This is a genomic window from Corynebacterium suedekumii, from assembly GCF_030252185.1.
GTDB lineage: Bacteria > Actinomycetota > Actinomycetes > Mycobacteriales > Mycobacteriaceae > Corynebacterium > Corynebacterium suedekumii.
In genome coordinates this window covers 1,061,492-1,079,000 of sequence record NZ_CP126970.1, presented here as the reverse complement: position 1 = coordinate 1,079,000, position 17,509 = coordinate 1,061,492, and the positions used below count along the sequence as shown (strand labels likewise).

Here is a 17,509-nt window from a genome sequence, read left to right as displayed (position 1 = left end):
TTCGTCTCTCGGAACTGAAGTTACTTAACGAGCTTAGTCGTCCTTGCCGCGGAAGGCGGCACGTGCGCGCTCCTTGTTGATCGCCGAGACGGCGGTCAGCGGGATGCCCGCGGGGCAGACGTCGGCGCACTCGCCGTACAGCGAGCAGTGGCCGAAGTTGGTCTCCAGCTCGTCGACCATGTGACGGGCACGCTTGCCACGCTCCTCCTTGCCCAGGGGCATGAGGGAGAGGTGGACCAGCTTCGCGCCGGTGAACAGGTGCGCAGCACCGTTCGGGCAGGCGGCGACGCAGGCGCCACAGCCGATGCAGGCGGCGTGGTCGAGGGCGAACTCGGCGGTCTCGTGGTTCTGGTGGAGGGTGTCGGCGTCCGGGGCGGTGCCGGCGTTGATGGAGACGTAACCACCCTTCTCCATGACGCGATCCAGTGCGGAACGGTCGACGACCATGTCCTTGATCACCGGGAACGCGGCGGAACGCATCGGCTCCAGCTTGATGACGTCACCGTCGTTGTAGCCGACGAGGCGCTGCTGGCAGGCCGGGGTGTTCTGGCCCGGGCCGTGCGGACGACCGTTGACCATGAGGCCACAGGTGCCGCAGATGCCCTCACGGCAGTCGGAGGCGAACATGTACGGCTCGAGGTTCTGCTCGATGAGCCGGTTGTTGACGTGGTCGAGCAGCTCCAGGATCGACATCTGCGGAACAGCGTCCGGGACATCGACGGTCTCGAAGGCGCCTTCGTGAGTCGGTCCGGCCTGACGCCAGATCTCAAGTGTCAGCTTCATTACTTGTAGTTCCTTGTCTGCAGCGGGATCGATTCGAAGTACAGGGGATCAGCGTGGCGGATGAACTTGCCCTCGCCGGCCGGCTCCCATGCGGAGACGAAGCACCAGTTCTCATCGTCGCGCTCGGCCTCTCCGTCCTCGGAGAGGTGATCGTCGCGGAAGTGTGCACCACAGGACTCGTCGCGGTCGAGAGCGTCGACGCACATGAGCTCACCCAGGTCGATGTAGTCGGCGACGCGCGCCGCGTACTCGAGAGCCTGGTTCATGTAGTTCTGCTCGCCCGGGACGACGACGTTGGCCCAGAAGTCCGCGCGGATCTCGCGGATCTTGACGATCGCCTCCTGCAGGTCCTTGACGTTACGGGACACGCCGCAGGCGAAGTAGAGGATCTCGCCGAGCTGACGGTGGTAGTAGTCGGCACCGTGCGGGTTCGGGCCCTTGATGTTGAGCAGGCGGTCGATGCGGGCCTGGGCACGCTCGACGGCTTCCGCGGCCTCCGGGGAGTCCGCCGGCAGGACAGCCTCGCCGAGGTGGTTGGCCAGGTAGTTCGGGACGGTGAACGGCAGGGTGAACCAGCCGTCGACGGAGGCGGACAGCAGGGAGTTCGCACCCAGGCGGTTCGCACCGTGGTAGGTCCAGGAGGCCTCACCGGCACAGAACAGGCCCGGGATGGAGGTCATCTCGTTGAAGTCGGTCCACAGGCCACCCATGGTGAAGTGGCAGGTGGGGGCGATACGCATCGGGGAGGTGTAGGGATCCTCACCGATGGCCTCCTCGTACATCTTGAAGAGGTTGGAGTAACGCTCGCGGATGGTGTCCTTGCCCAGGCGCTCGATGGCGTCGCGGAAGTCCAGGTACGCGGAGTTGTGCAGCGGGCCCACGCCGAGGCCGGCGTTGATCTGCTGGGAGATCGCGCGGGACGCGACGTCGCGGGGAACCAGGTTGCCGAAGGCCGGGTAGCGGCGCTCCAGGAAGTAGTCGCGCTCCTCCTCCGGGATGGAGTTCGGGTCGCGGTCGTCCTTGGGCTCCTTCGGGGACCAGATGCGACCGTCGTTACGTAGGGACTCCGACATGAGGATGGTCTTCGACTGCCAGGTCGCGTTGACCGGCAGGCCGGTCGGGTGGAACTGGATGAAGGCCGGGGAGGCGAAGTAGGCGCCGAGTTCGTAGGCGCGCATGAGGGCGCCCGCGTTCGAGTTCTTGGCCAGCGTGGACATGTGGTACACGTTGCCGTAACCGCCGGTGGCGAGGATGACGGCGTGGCCGGTGAACGGGGTGAGCTCGCCGGTGATGAGGTTGCGGGTGACGATGCCCTCGCAGCGCTTCTGGCCGTCCCGCTCGGTGACGATGAGGTCGACGAGGTCAGCGTGGGTGAAGATCTCCACGTTGCCCAGGCCGATCTGACGGGTCAGCGCGGAGGCGGTGGACAGCTGCAGCTGCTGACCGGTCTGGCCGCGGGTGTAGTAGGTGCGGGAGACCTGCACGCCACCGAAGGAACGGGTGGCCAGGGTGCCGCCGTACTCGCGGGCGAAGGGGGCGCCGATGGCGTTCATGTGGTCGATGACGCGGACGGACTCGACGGCCAGGCGCCAGCAGTCGGACTCGCGGCAGCGGTAGTCGCCGCCCTTGACGGTGTCCTTGACGTGGCGGTAGGCGCCGTCGTTGTCGACCTTCTTGCCGCGGGCGGAGTTGACGCCACCCTGGGCGGCGATGGAGTGCGCGCGACGCGGGGCGTCGTGGTAGGTGAAGACCTTGACGTTATAACCCAGCTCGCCGAGGGCGGCTGCGGCGGCGCCGCCGGACAGGCCGGTGCCGACGACGAGGACCTCGAACTTGCGGCGGTTGAGCGGAGAGACCAGGTTCATGTGGTCCTTCTGCCAGTCCCACATGTCCTTGGTCGGAACGCCCTTGGGCTCGGCGTTGTCCAGGATGGTGCCGAGGCTGACGCCGTCGACGATGGATGCCGGCTGAGTGAACTCAGCGCGCTCGGCAGTCTCGATGGTGTTGTTCATGGTGATGTCTTAATTCCCTTCCGGACCTAGCTGAGCCAGCCGAGTGCGATGGACAGCGGCATCGAGATGTTGCCGATCATGACGATCGCCGGCACCAGGTAGGCGACGACGAGCAGAACCTGACGCCAGCGCTTGCCGGTGATGCCCAGGTCGGACACGGCGAGGTAGATGCCGTGGGACAGGTGCAGGAACAGCACGACCATGGCCAGGATGTAGAAGATCGCGACAGGCCAGCGGCTGAAGCTCGCGATGAGGTTGGCGTAGATCTCGCCGTGGGCGAATGCGTCCGGAGCGGCCGGGGCGACGCCCATGGTCAGGTCCAGGACGTGGAAGATGACGAACAGCAGCAGGATCAGGCCGGTGACCAGCATGCTGCGGGTGGAGAAGGAGTTCAGGCCACCGACGAGGTTGGTGCGCTTGAACTTGCCGCGGGAGCGGGTGGATCGGCCGTGCAGGGCGAAAGCGCCGTGGACGTGCAGGACCAGGGCGACCAGGAGCACGATGCGGAAGACCCACAGGATGGACTCACGCGGGAAGATCGGGCCACCCATGGTGCGGAGGAACTCTCCGTACTCGTTGATGGCCGCCACGCCAGCATGGTCCGGCATGTAGATCTTCAGGTTTCCGACCATGTGGACCAGGACATACAGTCCGAAGATCAGGCCGGTGATGGCCATCACCAGTTTGATGGCCCAGGTCGGGTAGGACGGCTGCTCGCGCAGCGGCTTCTCAGTAATCTTGCCGTGGACGATCGCGTCACGGTCTGCGTTTTTAACAGTCATGGCACCTCCAGTGTCGCTCATACTTTACGGTCCAGCCCCCGCCAGCGACTACTTTCCCGGTTTCGGATTCCTCCGCCCACCCCGCCAACTCCCCCCAAGGTCGATACATGTTAGGTCAGGGTTACCTTCCTGTCCGGGGACGGAAACTACCGCCTGCCACGTCGCTTTCCGCACCTGAGCACTGACGGACCACGGAACTGGGACGGTTGTGAGCTTGCTCACCTGGAACACCGCTCCCCTCACCCCCTCCCCCGTTCGGTGTCAAACTTTCGGCGATTCCCGCCTCGGATCGCCACATTCACCACAGGTTCGCCTCCGACTCGCTGCGTTTCCTCACAAAATTTGCAAAGTAGTGAATGAGTGAGGCGCGTCACGCTAACATGTCCCCATGGGAAAGACCTATGTGGGTTCGCGCCTGCGCCAACTCCGCCGCGAGCGGGATCTGAGCCAGGCCTCGCTGGCCTCCACTCTCGGCCTGTCTGCCAGTTACGTCAACCAGATCGAACATGACGTCAGACCGTTGACCGTGCCGGTCCTGCTCCGCATCACGGAGGCCTTCGGTGTGGACGCCACGTTCTTCTCCCGCGACGACGACTCCCGCCTCCTCGCCGAGATCCAGGACGTCGTGCTGGACAAGGAACTGTGCCCCAACCCCGTTGAACTCCAGGAACTGTCGGAACTGGTCTACAACCACCCCGCCATCGCCCGCACCATGGTGGACATGCACCGCCGGTACCGGAACGTGCGCGACAAGCTGTCCATCGCCACGGACACCCGCCGCCACGTCAGCCCCCTGGCCACCGGGTCCGGCACGCAGGCACTGTCCATGCCGCACGACGAGGTCCGCGACTTCTTCTACGCCCGCCAGAACTACCTGGAGACCCTGGACACGACAGCCGAGGACATCGCCGAACAGGTCGGCGTGACCCGCTTCGGCATCCGCGACACCGAGGAGGCCCTGGCGGACCGCCTGCGAGCGCAGCACGGCATCGAGATCACCACCTCCCCCGACCTGGACGGCACGCTGCACCGATTCAACCGGGAGACCGGGGAACTGGAACTGGCCAGTCGCCTGTCCACCGGCCAGCGGGCGTTCCGGATGGGCATGGAGCTGGCCTACCTCGACGCCCACGACACCATTGAGGCCCTCGTCGCCGAGGAGCACTTCACCTCTGAGGCCTCCGCCAACCTTGCCCGGCGCGGCCTGGCCAGCTACTTCGCCGCCGCTGTCCTACTCCCGTACCAGGTGGTCCACACCGAGGCGGAACGCTCCGGTTATGACGTCGACTACCTGGGCAACGTCTTCGGCGTGGGTTACGAGACCGTGGCCAGCCGCCTGTCCACGCTGCAGCGGCCCAACCTCCGCGGCATCCCCTTCACGTTCGTCCGCGTGGACCGGGCGGGCAACATGTCCAAGCGCCAGTCCGCCACCGGTTTCCACCTGGCCAACTCCGGCGGCACCTGCCCGCTGTGGAACATCTACGAGACGTTCACCAACCCCGGCACCATCCTGCGCCAGCTGGCCCAGATGCCCGACGGCCGGAACTACCTGTGGATCGCGCGCACGGTGCGCCACCACCGGGGCCGGTTCGGTGACACCGGCAAGCTCTTCGCCATCGGCCTGGGCTGCGAGGCCCGGCACGCCGACCGGACGGTCTACGCCGAGGGCCTCAACGTCGAGGACCTGTCCGGGGTGACCCCGATCGGTGCAGGCTGTCGCGTGTGCCCGCGCGAGAACTGCGCGCAGCGCGCCTTCCCCCCGATCCACGAGGAGATCGTCATCGACGCCCACCGCTCCTCCGTCGCCCCCTACAACTAGCCCTCCTTCCAGGAGGAGAAGGCGCACGCCCGGGAGGGGCGGGCGTCGATACGCAGGTCAGAGCTCGTCGAGCTCGACGTAATTGCCCTGCTGCGTCCGGCGCTGGTACTCGCGCAGATTGTAGGTCGCGCTGCGGATCTCCACGTCCCGGTCGAAGTTGGAGCCGAGCGCGCCGGCCATCGTGCCCAGGGAGGCGCTCAGCCAGGCGATGGAGATGTAGGTGAGGTACCCGACGTCGCGCTCCAGCTCCGACTCCAGGTAGGCGACCGGGATGACCACCGTCGCGGCGATGAGCATCACCGCGAACGCCAGGAGATAGATGAGTATCGCGGTCATGCCGATGGTGCCGACGGTGGCCAGGTTGTCGATCCGCTCCCGCCAGCGTGTCTCCTGCGTGTTGCTGCGCTGCCACAACCGGTTGTGGATGATCAGCCAGGTAGCGAATGCCGTGACCGCCAGGAGGCTGACGAGGATGAGACGGCCGGCTGTCATCTCCTCCGCCAGCACCCAGATCGACCCGTAGAAGATACCGAAACCGCCGGTCGCGGCAATCGCCGCCAGCGAGCTCGACAGCACCGGGATGAGATGCCCCGGCTGATTGCCGCGCACCATTCCCGCCACCATCCGGAGGTTGCGCACCGGGCCGTCGAGCACCCGGGTACGTACCTCGTCGGAGTCGTCGGAGGCCGCCCCCTCGACCGGGTCCCCGTCACTGCGCGGGGCACCCTGGATCGGGCCGGAGCCCTCGATGAGGCTCGTCAGCTCCTTCCGCAGGCGTCCGGTGGAGCCGAACATCCCCAGCGCCGGCAGGCTGATGAGCACCGCATCATGCTCCTTGGCCCGCTGGCTGACGATGGGGCGCTCCGCGGCGGTCAACGGCAGATCGGTGACGTAGATGAAGCGGTCCCACCCCCGGTGTCCGAGGATCTTCTCCGCGTGTTCGTTGAGGTGGATGTCCCCGTCCGGGGTCATGGGCAGCGTCTCCACGCGGACCTCCACAGGCCCGACGCCGGGGTAGGTGCCGTGGATGACCCGGGTGTCGTTCTCCTCCGTGTCGCGGTGGACGTCGGTGAGCATCGGCTCGATGATGCGTGCGACCTCGCGGGAGGGCTTTCCCTCGTCCGCGATGATTCCCAGAGTTGGCATGGATGTCCTCTCTTCCGGCTGACCGGACACAGACGAAAGGGGCCTGCGGGCGGATGTGCCCTCAGGCCCCTTCGACGGCGTCCGGGGTGGCGCTGTGACGGCCGCCCCGGAAGCCCGGGTGGAACTTACAGGTTGATCATGTGGCCGGAGATGCCGTGGGCGGCTTCCTTGATGGCCTCCGACAGGGTCGGGTGGATGTGCACGGCGCGGCTGATCTCCTCGGTGGTGAGATCGAAGTTCTGCGCCAGGACCAGCTCGGGCAGCAGCTCAGAGGCGTTGGCCCCGACGAGGTGGCCGCCGAGCAGCTCGCCGAACTCGGCGTCGGCGACGATCTTGGCGAAGCCGTCCGTCTCGGCCAGGCCGACGGCCTTGCCGTTGGCGGAGAACGGGAAGGTGGCGACCTTGATCTCACGGTCCGGCCACTTCTCCTTGGCCTGCTCCTCGGTGTAGCCGAAGGAGGCGACCTGCGGGTTACAGAAGGTGGCGCGCGGCATCATCATGTAATCGCCCAGCTCCTGGGTCTCCGCGCCGGCGATGGTCTCGGCGGCGACGATGCCCTGCGCCTCGGCGACGTGGGCGAGCTGCAGCTTCGCGGTGACGTCACCGATGGCGTAGATGTGGTCGACGTTGGTGCGCATGAAGTCGTCGATGGCGATGGCACCGCGCTCGGTGAGCTCGACACCGGTGTTCTCCAGGCCGAAGCCCTCGACGCGCGGGCGGAAACCGACGGAGACGAGGACGCGGTCGGCGGTGATGGTCTCGGTGTCGTCCGAGCCCTTCTTCTGGTAGTCCACCTCGACGGAATCGCCGTTGTCGCGCACGGCGGTGGTGGCGTGCCCCGGCAGGAGCTTGACGCCGAGCTTCTTGTAGGCCTTGGCGATGACCTTGGACACCTCGGCGTCCTCGTTCGGCAGGACGCGGTCCATGTACTCGATGACGGTGACGTCCACGCCGTAGTTGGAGAGCACGTAGGCGAACTCCATGCCGATGGCGCCGGCGCCGACGATGACCATCTTCTCCGGGGCCTTCGGGTTGAGGATCTGCTCCTCGTAGGAGACGACGTTCTCGGAGAACTCGACGCCGCGGAGGTTGTTGACCACGGAGCCGGTGGCGATGATGCAGTCATCGAAGGTGAGGGTCTTGCCCTCGTCCTTGCCCTCGCTCACCTCGATGGTGTTGGCGTCGGTGAAGGTGCCGAAGCCGTCGATCTCGGTGATCTTGTTCTTCTTCATCAGGTAATGGACGCCGCCGACGATCTTCTCCGACACCTTGCGGGAACGCTTGTGGGCGTCCTCGTAGTCGAAGGAGACGTCACCGTTGATGCCGAACGTCTTCTTCTCGTGCGTGAAGATGTGGGCGACCTCGGCGTTCTTGATCAGCGACTTGGAGGGGATGCAGCCCACGTTGAGGCAGACACCGCCCCAGTACTGCTTCTCTACGACGGCTACCTTCTTGCCGAGCTGGGCTGCGCGGATGGCGGCGACGTAGCCACCGGGGCCCGCGCCGAGTACTACAACGTCATAATGTTCAGTCACGAAAACCAGGATACGTGCTGCCCTCCGCCGTGTCACCGGGCAGGTCTCCCGACGGCCCTTCCCCGGACAAAAGCAATCCCCGGCCCACCCTGTGCAGGTGGACCGGGGATGCCTCCGGGCGGCTCCTAGATGAGGCCGATGGTCAGCGCGAGGTTGGAGGAGGCGGAGGAGCCGAAGTGCAGGGCCTGGCCGAGGACGGTGTTGATGGAGACGATGATCTGCTCGAAGATGCTCATGGGTCTACTTTCTCTTATGGTTTCAGCGGAGTGCTCCCACCCCGGTGACAGGCATTCGTTGGATACCAACGTTGCGGCCGGCCGAAACGTTACGGGACGAGACTCCGGACATTATGACATAGAAACCACTTGCCCACCATACGTAACGCCGGTAACTTTGACGGCTCTTCGCGTTTCGGAGTGCGTAGCTGACCGCGGGGTGGGGTTCGGGGTGGCACAACATGTAGGGGTCCTGGCCGGTACAAAATGAGAGTTACCACACCATCATCTGACCGAACCAGGACCCTACTGTGCAGCCTACTACTGGCAACCTCGTCGCCGACACCATCTGCCGTACCGCGGAAATCGGCCTGACGATCACCGGCGCCGCCGACGCCGGAAACATCACCGTCATTGACGCCACACCGGTGGCCGTGAGCAACGCCTGTCCTGAATGTTCCCGACCCGGGAAGCTTCGCGACCACGTCCTTCGCCGTCTCGTCGATCTGCCGGTGGTCGGGTTCCCGACCCGTCTGCACGTCCGCGTGCCCCGCTTCACCTGTACGAATGCCTTCTGTGGCAGGAAGATCTTCCAGGCCACACTCAGCTGCGCCGATGACGGAGCGAAACTCACCCACCGGGTGACCCGCTGGATCCTCCAGCGCCTGGCGATAGACCGGATGAGCGTGTCTGCCACCGCCAAGGCACTGGGCATCGGCTGGGAGCTGGTCAATCAGGTCGCCCTCGAGGCCTGCCGCAAGCTTGTCTACGACAACCCCTCCCACCTGGACGGCGTCCGGATCCTCGGGGTGGATGAGCACGTATGGAAGCACACCCGAAAGCCAGGTCAGCCATCCGGTCTGGTGACCATCCTCGTCGACCTCACACCCCTGGTCGACGGACGTGGGCCTGCCCGACTGCTGGATATCCGCCCCGGACGCAGTGCACAGGTGCTGCGCGGGTGGCTGCAGGAACGCGACCCTGGCTTCCGGAAGCAGGTACAGGTGGTGACCATGGACGGCTTCGCTGGCTACGCCACCGCAGTCGATGAGGTGTTGCCGCAGGCCACCAAGGTGATGGACCCCTTCCACGTGGTGCATCTGGCAGCCGACAAACTCACCCGCTGCCGGCAGCGGCTCCAGCGGGAGACCCAAGGGCGGCGTGGCCGGAAGGACGACCCGTTGTACAAGCACCGTCGCACGCTGTTGACCAGGAGGAACTACCTCACCGAGCGGCAGAAACAGCGCCTGGAGATGCTGTGGGCCACCGATGACGACTACGTGGCCCTGGAAGTGACGTGGCTGTTCTACCAGGACATGATTGCAGCGTACGGGCATCCGAAGAAGTCGGAGGGCAAGAAGCTCATGAGCAGGGTGATCAACAGCATTCGTAAGGGCCTACCCGAAGGTCTCACGGAGCTTGCCCAGCTGGGACGGACACTGTGGCGCCGGCGTGAGGACATCCTCGCGTACTTCGATGTCGGGGCGCCCAACGGCCCGGTCGAGGTGATCAACGGCCGGCTCGAGCACCTACGCGGCATCGCCCTGGGTTTCCGGAACCTCGACCACTACATCTTGCGGTCCCTGATTCACTCTGGGCAGCTGCAGGCCAGGATCAACGCACTCTAAATCGTGAAGAGCCCCTTAAACGCTACGTGGCCCGGGAGGTCTACCGCGTCCTGCGCAACCCCCGGCCCGCGCCGGCCACCAATGACCTGCGCCCACGCCGTCTCGCCTTGGGTCTGACCCAGGTCAGGGTCGTCCGGGAACTGGGCACCTGGTCCACCTCGATCTCACGTCTGGAACGCGCTCAATCCCGCGACCGCGACCTCATCCGCCGCTACCGGGAATAGCTGGAAGAACAACCCAAAATAAGCGTTTGACAAAGATAGGAGCATCATTTTCAGCCTTGTGCATGCGAGTAGTGACCAGATAGTGGTCAAGAGTCGTGTTCACATGCCTGGCCACCGGGTGCTGGCTGTGCAAACGCCTTCTGCCTCTGACAATTCATGCCGGAAATGTCCTCGCAACCGGACTCATAGCTAGGAGTGGGCAGACGTTAAAATGAGTGACGCGTTACCTAGGTGGTCGGACTAGCTGTGTCTTGGGAAAGTAGCATTGGGCGGGAATCTTTTTTACTGGTGTCTATGGGGGTCCATATGCCCCTAAGAGAAAACACGAACCACCACCTAACTTCGCTGAGATTCTTACCGACTATACTTGAGGGCAATAGAGCGACTGTAGCTCCTAATATCATAATGATAGAAAAGGAAGTAATTCCCATTAGTATGGCGATGCTGCCATGCAGGGGATTCGGTCACACCGCCGTTGACGATGTAGTCGTGGACTATCTGCGCACCGGTGAAACCACGGTGACCGATCTCCCTGGATTGAACTAGACCCTACAAGGCGGGCGACTGATTTTGAATATGGCACCACCAAGTTCGCAGCTATGTTGTAACCGAAAAAATCAACGAGGTAACCCTTGAACTCTATTCCCAATCAGGAAACAACCGGAAAGCCCCATGAGTCATTGAACCGGCTCCCCTGGGAGTGGTACCTGGGAATAGTGGCTGTTATCGCGGGAGCTTGTGCAGTCCTCGTCGCGGGGTGGGAGATGATCCCTGATCCTTTCCCGTCGCACTGGAACGCCGGTGGGGAACCCGACTCCTTCCGGGAAAAGCAGGTTGCCGGCGTTTTAGTCGTTGTCCTCTCGATACCTTTCCTCTTTCTGGTGACCGGGGTCATGGCTGGCTTAGTTGATCATTCTCGTCAAACAATTCATGATTCAGGGATCGAGGCCGACCGGGCCCGTATGCTCTCGAATCTGGTGCAACCTGCGGTAGCCGCATTTTGTTTCGTCGGCGCTATAGTGACCACTCTCAGTAATCTGGCATCGGTTTTTGGGCTACTGCAGGGGGGCTGGTCGTTCTGGGGGATGCTTAGCGTCATTGTGTTGCTGATCCTGGTGTTTTTCCGAAGATCTGCCACCATCCACCAGCAGGTAGAAACCGTCTACCCATCTGAAGAATCTCGGAAGACGTACAAGTGGGGGATGTTTTATTTCAACCCTGACGATGATGACATGATCATTAACAGCGGCGGACTGAATGTCCCGAACTTCGGGAATAAGTATTTCTGGGTGTTGTTCGCATTCCTGGTCGGAATCATAGTTTTTATCACTACCTTGGCAAATGTAGCCGATTAACCGGCTCTTCCGTTTCTAGAGTGCATTGATCCGGTTTTGTAGCTGGCCAGAATGAATCAATGACCGCAATATGTAGTGGTTCAAGTTTCGGAAGCCCAGGGCGATTCCACGCAAGTGTTCCAGCCGTCCGTTGATCGCTTCCACCGGGCCGTTGGATGCCCCGGTATCGAAGTACGCCAGGATCTCGTGGCGTAGTTTCCACATTGTCCGGCCCAACTGCCCCAACTCCTGCAGTCCCTTCGGCAGGTCGGATTTAATGCGTCGCATGATCTTGTACATCCACAATTTTCCAACCTTTCGGTCCTGGTACTCATACGCGGCAATAATGTCTTGATAAGTGTGGTGAGTGACATCCACCGCGACGTGATTTTCATCAGCGATCACCGCATCCAACTTCGCTCGCTGACCGTCAGTCAGCAGGCCCATCCTGGTCAATAAAATCCTGCGCACCCCATATAATGGGTCACCTGACCTGCCACGATGGCCCAACGTCATCTGTTGGATTCGTTGCCTCGTTGTCGTGAACTTTTCCCCAGCTAGCTGCACCACATGAAACGGATCCATTACTTTGCGGGCCTTGGGCAACTGCTCCCGGGTGGCTTTGTGATAACCAGTAAATCCGTCCATCGCGACGACTTTCACTCGGCGACGAAAGTCCTCATTACGACTGGCCAGCCAGTGACTCAAGACTCCCGCGGAACGCCCTGGCACCATGTCCAACAACCGGGTTGGACCGGTGCCATCGATGGTGGGTGTCAGGTCGACAATGACGGTAACGAAGCTGGGTTCTCCCTGGCCACGACGGTGTTTCCACTTATGTTCATCCACCCCCAGGATCCGGACCCCAGCCAGGTGATCAGGGTCGGCGTACACCAGATCACGGGCCATGCTCAACGCCACCGTGTTGACTAAGTCCCAGCCGATATCCAGTGCCTTGGCAATGCCTGCAACACTCATCCGATCAATAGCTAGGCGCTGCAAGATCCAACGGGTGCATCGGTTGGTCAGCTTGCTCTTCGGGGCGGCACAGGTGAGTTGATGCTGGAAGATCTTGGTTATACACGTGGTGTTGGTGCAGGTGAACCTGGGTATCCGGACCCGCAACCGGGTGGGATGGCCGACGACGGGCAGATCAACAAGTTCACGAATGGTGTGGTCGCGTAACCGGCCGTCCATCCCGCAGGATGGGCAGTGTGCATCAGGCTGAACTGGTGCGCAGTAGATCCAGGTGTGAGTGTCAGCGATCGCAGCATCAGTGATTGTCAGACCTAGTTCAACAGTGCGGATGATGGTGTCAGCGACAAGAGACGTAGAATTAGGCTGAGGTCCTCGGGGCGGAAGATGGTTGTGTAGTGACTTTCATCTTCGCACCGGGGGCCCTACATCTTGTGGTGGGCCGCTCTCATAGTGTTCGTGTCGCCGCCAGGGTTACGCACTCTAGAAACGGAAGAGCCACTTTGACCGGGAACCGAGCAGGGAGACGATTCCAGTGCACCACCTCACCCGACCGCGACTGACCGTCGCCGCCCTGGCACTGACCTGTGCCCTGCTCCCCGCCCCCGCCCTCGCCGGCGGCCCCACCCCGGCCTCCCCACCCGCCGCCACCGCGACACTGACCCCGGTGACCACTCCCCTCACCGACGACGCCCCCTCGTGGCGCCACGCCGTGGCCGCCCACTCCGACGAGCGTGTCGACGTCCTCGAGGTCACCGCCCACTCCCCCGCCATGGGCCGCGACGTCCCCCTCGTGGTCATCACCCCGACCGGTGACGCTCCCCGCCCGACGCTCTACCTGCTCAACGGTGCCGACGGCGGCGAGGGCGCCGCCAACTGGATCGACCAGTCCGACATTCTCGACTTCTACGCCGACAAGAACGTCACCGTGGTCATCCCCATGGCCGGCGCCTTCTCTTACTACACCGACTGGCTGGAACCGGCCCCGGACCTCGGCGGCGTGCAGAAGTGGGAGACCTTCCTCACCGAGGAGCTGCCCGGCCCGCTGGAGGACCGCTTCCACGGCAACGGCCAGCGGGCGGTCGCCGGCATCTCCATGTCCGCGACCTCCTCCCTGCTGCTGGCCCAGCACCACCCGGGTTTCTACCGGGCGGTCGGCTCCATGTCCGGCTGCGCCGCCACCACCACGGGTGCCGGCAACTTCGGTCTCGGCCTGACACTGCAGCGCGGGGGTGCCACCCCGGAGATGATGTGGGGTCCGGTCGACGGGCCGGTCTTCCGGGAGCATGACGCCCTCATCAACGCCGAACGCCTGCGGGGCACGGAGATCTTCCTGTCCAACGGGTCCGGCCTGGCAGGGCCGTGGGATCTGCCCTCCTCGCCGTATCTGGCTGGGCAGACGCAGCAGCAGGCGTCGGAATCCATGGCCACCACCATCGGTGTCGGGGGTGCCATCGAGGCCGCCTCGAACTCCTGCACCCACGACCTCAAGGCCAAGCTCGACTCGCTCGGGATCCCCGCCGATGTGGATTTCACGGACGTGGGCACACACACCTGGGGGTACTGGCAGGATGCGCTGCGATCCTCCTGGCCGACGTTCGCCCGCGCCTTCAACCTGGCGGACGACCTGGCAGGGGGGTGACGCCGTGAGAACCTCACATCAATTGTTCAGCACATCCGGGGGTGTCCCGTTAACATCTCTGTCAGCCGTTACGATGAACCCCATTGAGTGCGCTTCAGGCCTCCGGCCCGAATCGCCCCCACACTCCGCCTCTCCGGGTACCAGTCTCCGGGACCGGCGGCGAACGACTAGGAATCAGGAAACCAACCGCATGAAGCTTCTTCGCCAGATCGCCGCCCCGCTTGCGGCGCTGTCCATCGCCGCCACCGCCTTCGTCGCCCCGGCCGCCGGCGCCGCCGAGCTCACCCCCACCGACGTCGCTGATGGCGCCACCCTGGGCACCATCAAAGAGATGACGCAGGATGAGATGGCCGCCAGCGACCGTAAGTGGATCCAGAAGACCATCAACGACGAGCGCGTCCAGAAGCTCAAGGTCTCCTCCCCGTCCATGGGCCGCGACATCCCGGTCGCCGTGATCACCGCCAAGGGCGGCTCCGAGGGCGCGCCGACCATCTACATGCTCAACGGTGCCGGTGGCGCCGAGCAAAACATGGACTGGATCACCTCCGGCAAGATGCGCGAGTTCTACGAGGACAAGAACGTCAACGTCGTCATCCCGATGCAGGGCGCCTTCTCCTACTACCTCGACTGGTACGACAAGACCGCCGGCACCAGCTACATCGACGGCCCGCAGATGTGGGAGACCTTCCTGCTCAAGGAGCTCCCGGGCCCGATCGAGGAGCGCCTCGGCGCCAACGGCAAGCGTGGCATCGGCGGCTACTCCATGTCCGCCACCTCCTCCCTGGTCCTGCCGCAGAAGGCACAGGGCTTCTACGACGTCGCCGGTTCCTTCTCCGGTTGCGCCGCCACCTCCGCTCCCCTGCCGTGGCTCTACGGCAAGCTCACCGTCAACCGCGGTGGCGCCGAGCCGGAGCAGCTGTGGGGTCCGATGGGCGGCGAGTACAACCGCGCCAACGACGGCCTGATCAACGCCGAGAAGCTGCGCGGCACCGAGCTCTACATCTCCAACGCCTCCGGTCTCGCCGGCGAGAAGGACATGCCGGGCTACTACGTCGAGCAGGGCGTTGACCCGGCCGTCGCCTCCGCCGGTGCCGCCACCCTCATCGTCGAGGGCGGCGCCATCGAGGCAGCCACCAACCAGTGCACCCACGACCTCAAGGCCAAGCTGGACAACGCCGGCATCCCGGCCGAGTACAACCTGCGCCCGACCGGTACCCACTCCTGGAACTACTGGATCGAGGACCTGCACAAGTCCTGGCCGACCTTCGCCAGCGCTCTCGGCGTCGAGTAATCGAGCCTGACTGAGCCACTGACTCAGCCGACGTCAACGGCGCCGCCCACCTCGCGTGGGCGGCGCCGTTTCGCGATTAGACTCGGCGGGCATCATGACTGAGCACACCGATCGAACGTTCCTGGAGTCCATCGACGATCCGCGGGCACTGGCCTGGGCGGAGGAATGGTCGGCGGTGACGGAGGCCGACGTCGACAGGCATCCGGGCCGGGCACGGGTGCGGGACCGGATCCGGGCGGCGCTGGACACGGATGACCGCATTCCGTACGTCGCCCGGCGCGGGGACCACCTGTACAACTTCTGGCGCGACGCCGGCCACGAGCGCGGCCTGTGGCGGCGGACGACGCTGGAGTCCTACCTGGGTGAGGGGACGGAGTGGGAGGTGCTCATCGACGTCGATATGCTCGCCGCCGAGGAGAACGAGCCGTGGGTGTGGAAGGGCGCGCACGTGCTCACCCCGGACAATGACCGCGCTCTGGTGCGGCTGTCCCGCGGCGGGGCCGACGCCACCGTCATCCGCGAGTTCGACCTGGGCACGCGTTCCTTCGTCGCCGGCGGGTTCGCGCTGCCGGAGGCGAAGTCGGACGTCAGCTGGGTCGACCGCGACACCCTGCTGGTGGGCACCGACACCGGCGAGGGCTCGCTGACCGCCTCCGGGTACCCGGTGCAGGTGCGGGTGTGGCGGCGTGGCACCCCGCTTGTCGACGCCCCCGTGTACACCTCCGGCCGCCACGACGACGTCGCCGTCGGCGCGTGGGCCGACACCACCCCCGGCCACGAGCGGATCATCGTCTCCCGCGCACTGGATTTCTACCGCTCCCGCCAGTCGGTCGCCGCCGGGCTCGACCCGGACGCCTCCCTGCAGGTGCTGGAGATCCCCGAGGACTGCGACGCGATCATCCACCACCAGTGGCTCTTCCTCGCCCCGCGCACCCCCTTCGCCGGGTTGCCCGCCGGCGGACTCGGCGTCATCGGGCTGGCTGATTTCCTGGGCGGGGCACGCGACATCCGCCCGGTGTTCGAGCCGACCGCCCGGATCTCCCTGCAGTCCACGGCCTTCACCCGCGGGTTCCTCATTCTCACGCTGCTCGACGACGTGGCCACCTCCCTCCGGGTCCACCCCCTGACCGACCCCACCGCGCCCGGCGACGACATCGTCCTGCCCGACCTGGTCGCCGCCTCCGTGGTGTCCACCAGCCCGCTCGACGGCGACGAGGTGTGGCTGACCACCTCCTCCTTCACCCGGCCGGCCACCCTGTGGCGCCTCGACCTGGCCGAAGGGTTGGTGCCCCGGATGGTGCGCCGCTCCCCCGCCCTGTTCGACGCCACCGGTCTTCAGACCCGGCAGCACTGGGTGACCTCCGCCGACGGCACCCGCCTGCCCTACTTCATCACCGGCGACTTCTCCCGGGGCTCCCGCCCCACGCTCGTCGGCGGCTACGGCGGCTTCGAGGTCTCGCTGACCCCCGGATACTCCGCCGTGCGCGGCATCGGCTGGCTGGAGCAGGGCAACTTCTTCGTCCAGCCCAACCTGCGGGGCGGCGGCGAGTTCGGCCCCGACTGGCACACCCAGGTCACCCGCACCAACCGGCACAAGGTGTGGGAGGACCACCACGCCGTGCTGCTTGACCTGGTGGAGCGTGGGTACGCCCGCCCGGAGCAGATCGGCATCCGGGGCGGCTCCAACGGCGGACTGCTCACCTCCGGCGCGCTCGTGCAGTACCCGTCGGCGTTCGGCGCCGCCGTGATCCAGGTGCCGCTGACGGACATGCTGCGCTATCACACCTGGTCAGCGGGGGCGTCGTGGATGGCGGAGTACGGCGACCCGGATAATCCGGCGGAACGTGCCGCGATCGAGGCGTGGTCGCCGCTGCACAACGTGGAGGGGGCGGACGTCGAGAAGTATCCGCCGGCACTGGTGACCACCTCCACCCGCGACGACCGCGTCCACCCCGCCCACGCCCGCCTGTTCGCGTCCGCCCTCCGCGACGCCGGCCAGCCGGTCGACTACTTCGAGAACACCGAGGGCGGCCACGCCGGCGCCGCCGACAACGCACAGGTCGCCCGCGTCGAATCACTCATCTACACCTGGCTGAGCCAACGCCTGTGAGACGCGCGGGTAA

General features: G+C 64.8%; 13 protein-coding genes. 7 read left to right on the top strand and 6 right to left on the bottom strand.

Going from position 1 to position 17,509, the window contains the following annotated elements:
* Positions 1–33 precede the first annotated feature (33 nt).
* From QP029_RS05345 to QP029_RS05335, 3 genes are read right to left on the bottom strand one after another with little or no spacing between them, the layout of a single operon-like run.
* Positions 34–783: a succinate dehydrogenase/fumarate reductase iron-sulfur subunit gene (locus tag QP029_RS05345; protein WP_284875786.1), complete on the bottom strand. Its 750-nt coding sequence runs from the start codon at positions 781–783 to the stop codon at positions 34–36.
* Complete coding sequence (locus QP029_RS05340) at positions 783–2,795, bottom strand: fumarate reductase/succinate dehydrogenase flavoprotein subunit (RefSeq protein WP_284875785.1); 2,013 nt, start codon at positions 2,793–2,795, stop codon at positions 783–785. Before QP029_RS05340 ends, QP029_RS05345 begins: the two co-directional genes overlap by 1 nt.
* A 26-nt stretch (positions 2,796–2,821) precedes the next feature.
* Positions 2,822–3,577, bottom strand: a complete 756-nt coding sequence (locus tag QP029_RS05335; protein WP_284875784.1) for a succinate dehydrogenase cytochrome b subunit — start codon at positions 3,575–3,577, stop codon at positions 2,822–2,824.
* A gap of 388 nt (positions 3,578–3,965) precedes the next feature.
* Here QP029_RS05335 and ramB point away from each other — a divergent pair, with 388 nt between their 5' ends.
* Positions 3,966–5,396: an acetate metabolism transcriptional regulator RamB gene (gene ramB / locus QP029_RS05330; protein ID WP_284875783.1), complete on the top strand. Its 1,431-nt coding sequence runs from the start codon at positions 3,966–3,968 to the stop codon at positions 5,394–5,396.
* Positions 5,397–5,453: 57 nt separating this feature from the next.
* Here ramB and QP029_RS05325 read toward each other — a convergent pair whose 3' ends face one another.
* Together QP029_RS05325 and lpdA are read right to left on the bottom strand one after the other, a co-directional pair.
* On the bottom strand, positions 5,454–6,542 hold the full coding sequence (locus QP029_RS05325; protein ID WP_284875782.1) for a hypothetical protein: 1,089 nt from the start codon (positions 6,540–6,542) through the stop codon (positions 5,454–5,456).
* A gap of 125 nt (positions 6,543–6,667) precedes the next feature.
* Positions 6,668–8,077, bottom strand: coding sequence for a dihydrolipoyl dehydrogenase (gene lpdA, locus QP029_RS05320; RefSeq protein ID WP_284875781.1), 1,410 nt, complete (start codon positions 8,075–8,077; stop codon positions 6,668–6,670).
* 526 nt (positions 8,078–8,603) lie between these two features.
* On the opposite strand from lpdA, the gene QP029_RS05315 reads away from it, so the two are divergent.
* The 3 genes from QP029_RS05315 to QP029_RS05305 all read left to right on the top strand — a co-directional run bounded on the left by QP029_RS05315 (position 8,604) and on the right by QP029_RS05305 (position 11,499).
* The gene (locus QP029_RS05315; protein WP_284875780.1) at positions 8,604–9,920 is read left to right on the top strand and encodes an ISL3 family transposase; all 1,317 of its coding nucleotides are present in this window, start codon (positions 8,604–8,606) and stop codon (positions 9,918–9,920) included.
* 26 nt (positions 9,921–9,946) lie between these two features.
* Entirely contained in the window at positions 9,947–10,144 is a 198-nt protein-coding gene (locus QP029_RS05310; RefSeq protein ID WP_284875779.1) for a hypothetical protein, read from the top strand.
* A gap of 632 nt (positions 10,145–10,776) precedes the next feature.
* Positions 10,777–11,499, top strand: coding sequence for a DUF1648 domain-containing protein (locus QP029_RS05305; protein WP_284875778.1), 723 nt, complete (start codon positions 10,777–10,779; stop codon positions 11,497–11,499).
* Positions 11,500–11,514: 15 nt separating this feature from the next.
* On the opposite strand, the gene QP029_RS05300 is transcribed toward QP029_RS05305, so the two are convergent.
* Positions 11,515–12,789, bottom strand: coding sequence for an ISL3 family transposase (locus tag QP029_RS05300; RefSeq protein WP_284876160.1), 1,275 nt, complete (start codon positions 12,787–12,789; stop codon positions 11,515–11,517).
* 199 nt (positions 12,790–12,988) lie between these two features.
* Between QP029_RS05300 and QP029_RS05295 the strand changes: the two genes are divergently transcribed.
* The 3 genes from QP029_RS05295 to QP029_RS05285 all read left to right on the top strand — a co-directional run bounded on the left by QP029_RS05295 (position 12,989) and on the right by QP029_RS05285 (position 17,496).
* The gene (locus QP029_RS05295; RefSeq protein WP_284875777.1) at positions 12,989–14,095 is read left to right on the top strand and encodes an alpha/beta hydrolase; all 1,107 of its coding nucleotides are present in this window, start codon (positions 12,989–12,991) and stop codon (positions 14,093–14,095) included.
* Positions 14,096–14,285: 190 nt separating this feature from the next.
* Positions 14,286–15,386, top strand: a complete 1,101-nt coding sequence (locus QP029_RS05290) for an alpha/beta hydrolase (protein WP_284875776.1) — start codon at positions 14,286–14,288, stop codon at positions 15,384–15,386.
* Between the two features lie 94 nt (positions 15,387–15,480).
* Positions 15,481–17,496 carry a prolyl oligopeptidase family serine peptidase gene (locus QP029_RS05285; protein ID WP_284875775.1) on the top strand — a complete coding sequence of 672 codons (2,016 nt, stop codon included), beginning with the start codon at positions 15,481–15,483 and terminating at the stop codon, positions 17,494–17,496.
* Positions 17,497–17,509 lie beyond the last annotated feature (13 nt).

What these genes read in the sequence shown, in the direction of transcription:
- QP029_RS05345 (WP_284875786.1), bottom strand. Translation starts at nt 783, where the DNA reads ATGAAGCTGACACTTGAGATCTGGCGTCAGGCCGGACCGACTCACGAA.
- QP029_RS05340 (WP_284875785.1), bottom strand. Translation starts at nt 2,795, where the DNA reads ATGAACAACACCATCGAGACTGCCGAGCGCGCTGAGTTCACTCAGCCG.
- QP029_RS05335 (WP_284875784.1), bottom strand. Translation starts at nt 3,577, where the DNA reads ATGACTGTTAAAAACGCAGACCGTGACGCGATCGTCCACGGCAAGATT.
- ramB (WP_284875783.1), top strand. Translation starts at nt 3,966, where the DNA reads ATGGGAAAGACCTATGTGGGTTCGCGCCTGCGCCAACTCCGCCGCGAG.
- QP029_RS05325 (WP_284875782.1), bottom strand. Translation starts at nt 6,542, where the DNA reads ATGCCAACTCTGGGAATCATCGCGGACGAGGGAAAGCCCTCCCGCGAG.
- QP029_RS05290 (WP_284875776.1), top strand. Translation starts at nt 14,286, where the DNA reads ATGAAGCTTCTTCGCCAGATCGCCGCCCCGCTTGCGGCGCTGTCCATC.
- QP029_RS05285 (WP_284875775.1), top strand. Translation starts at nt 15,481, where the DNA reads ATGACTGAGCACACCGATCGAACGTTCCTGGAGTCCATCGACGATCCG.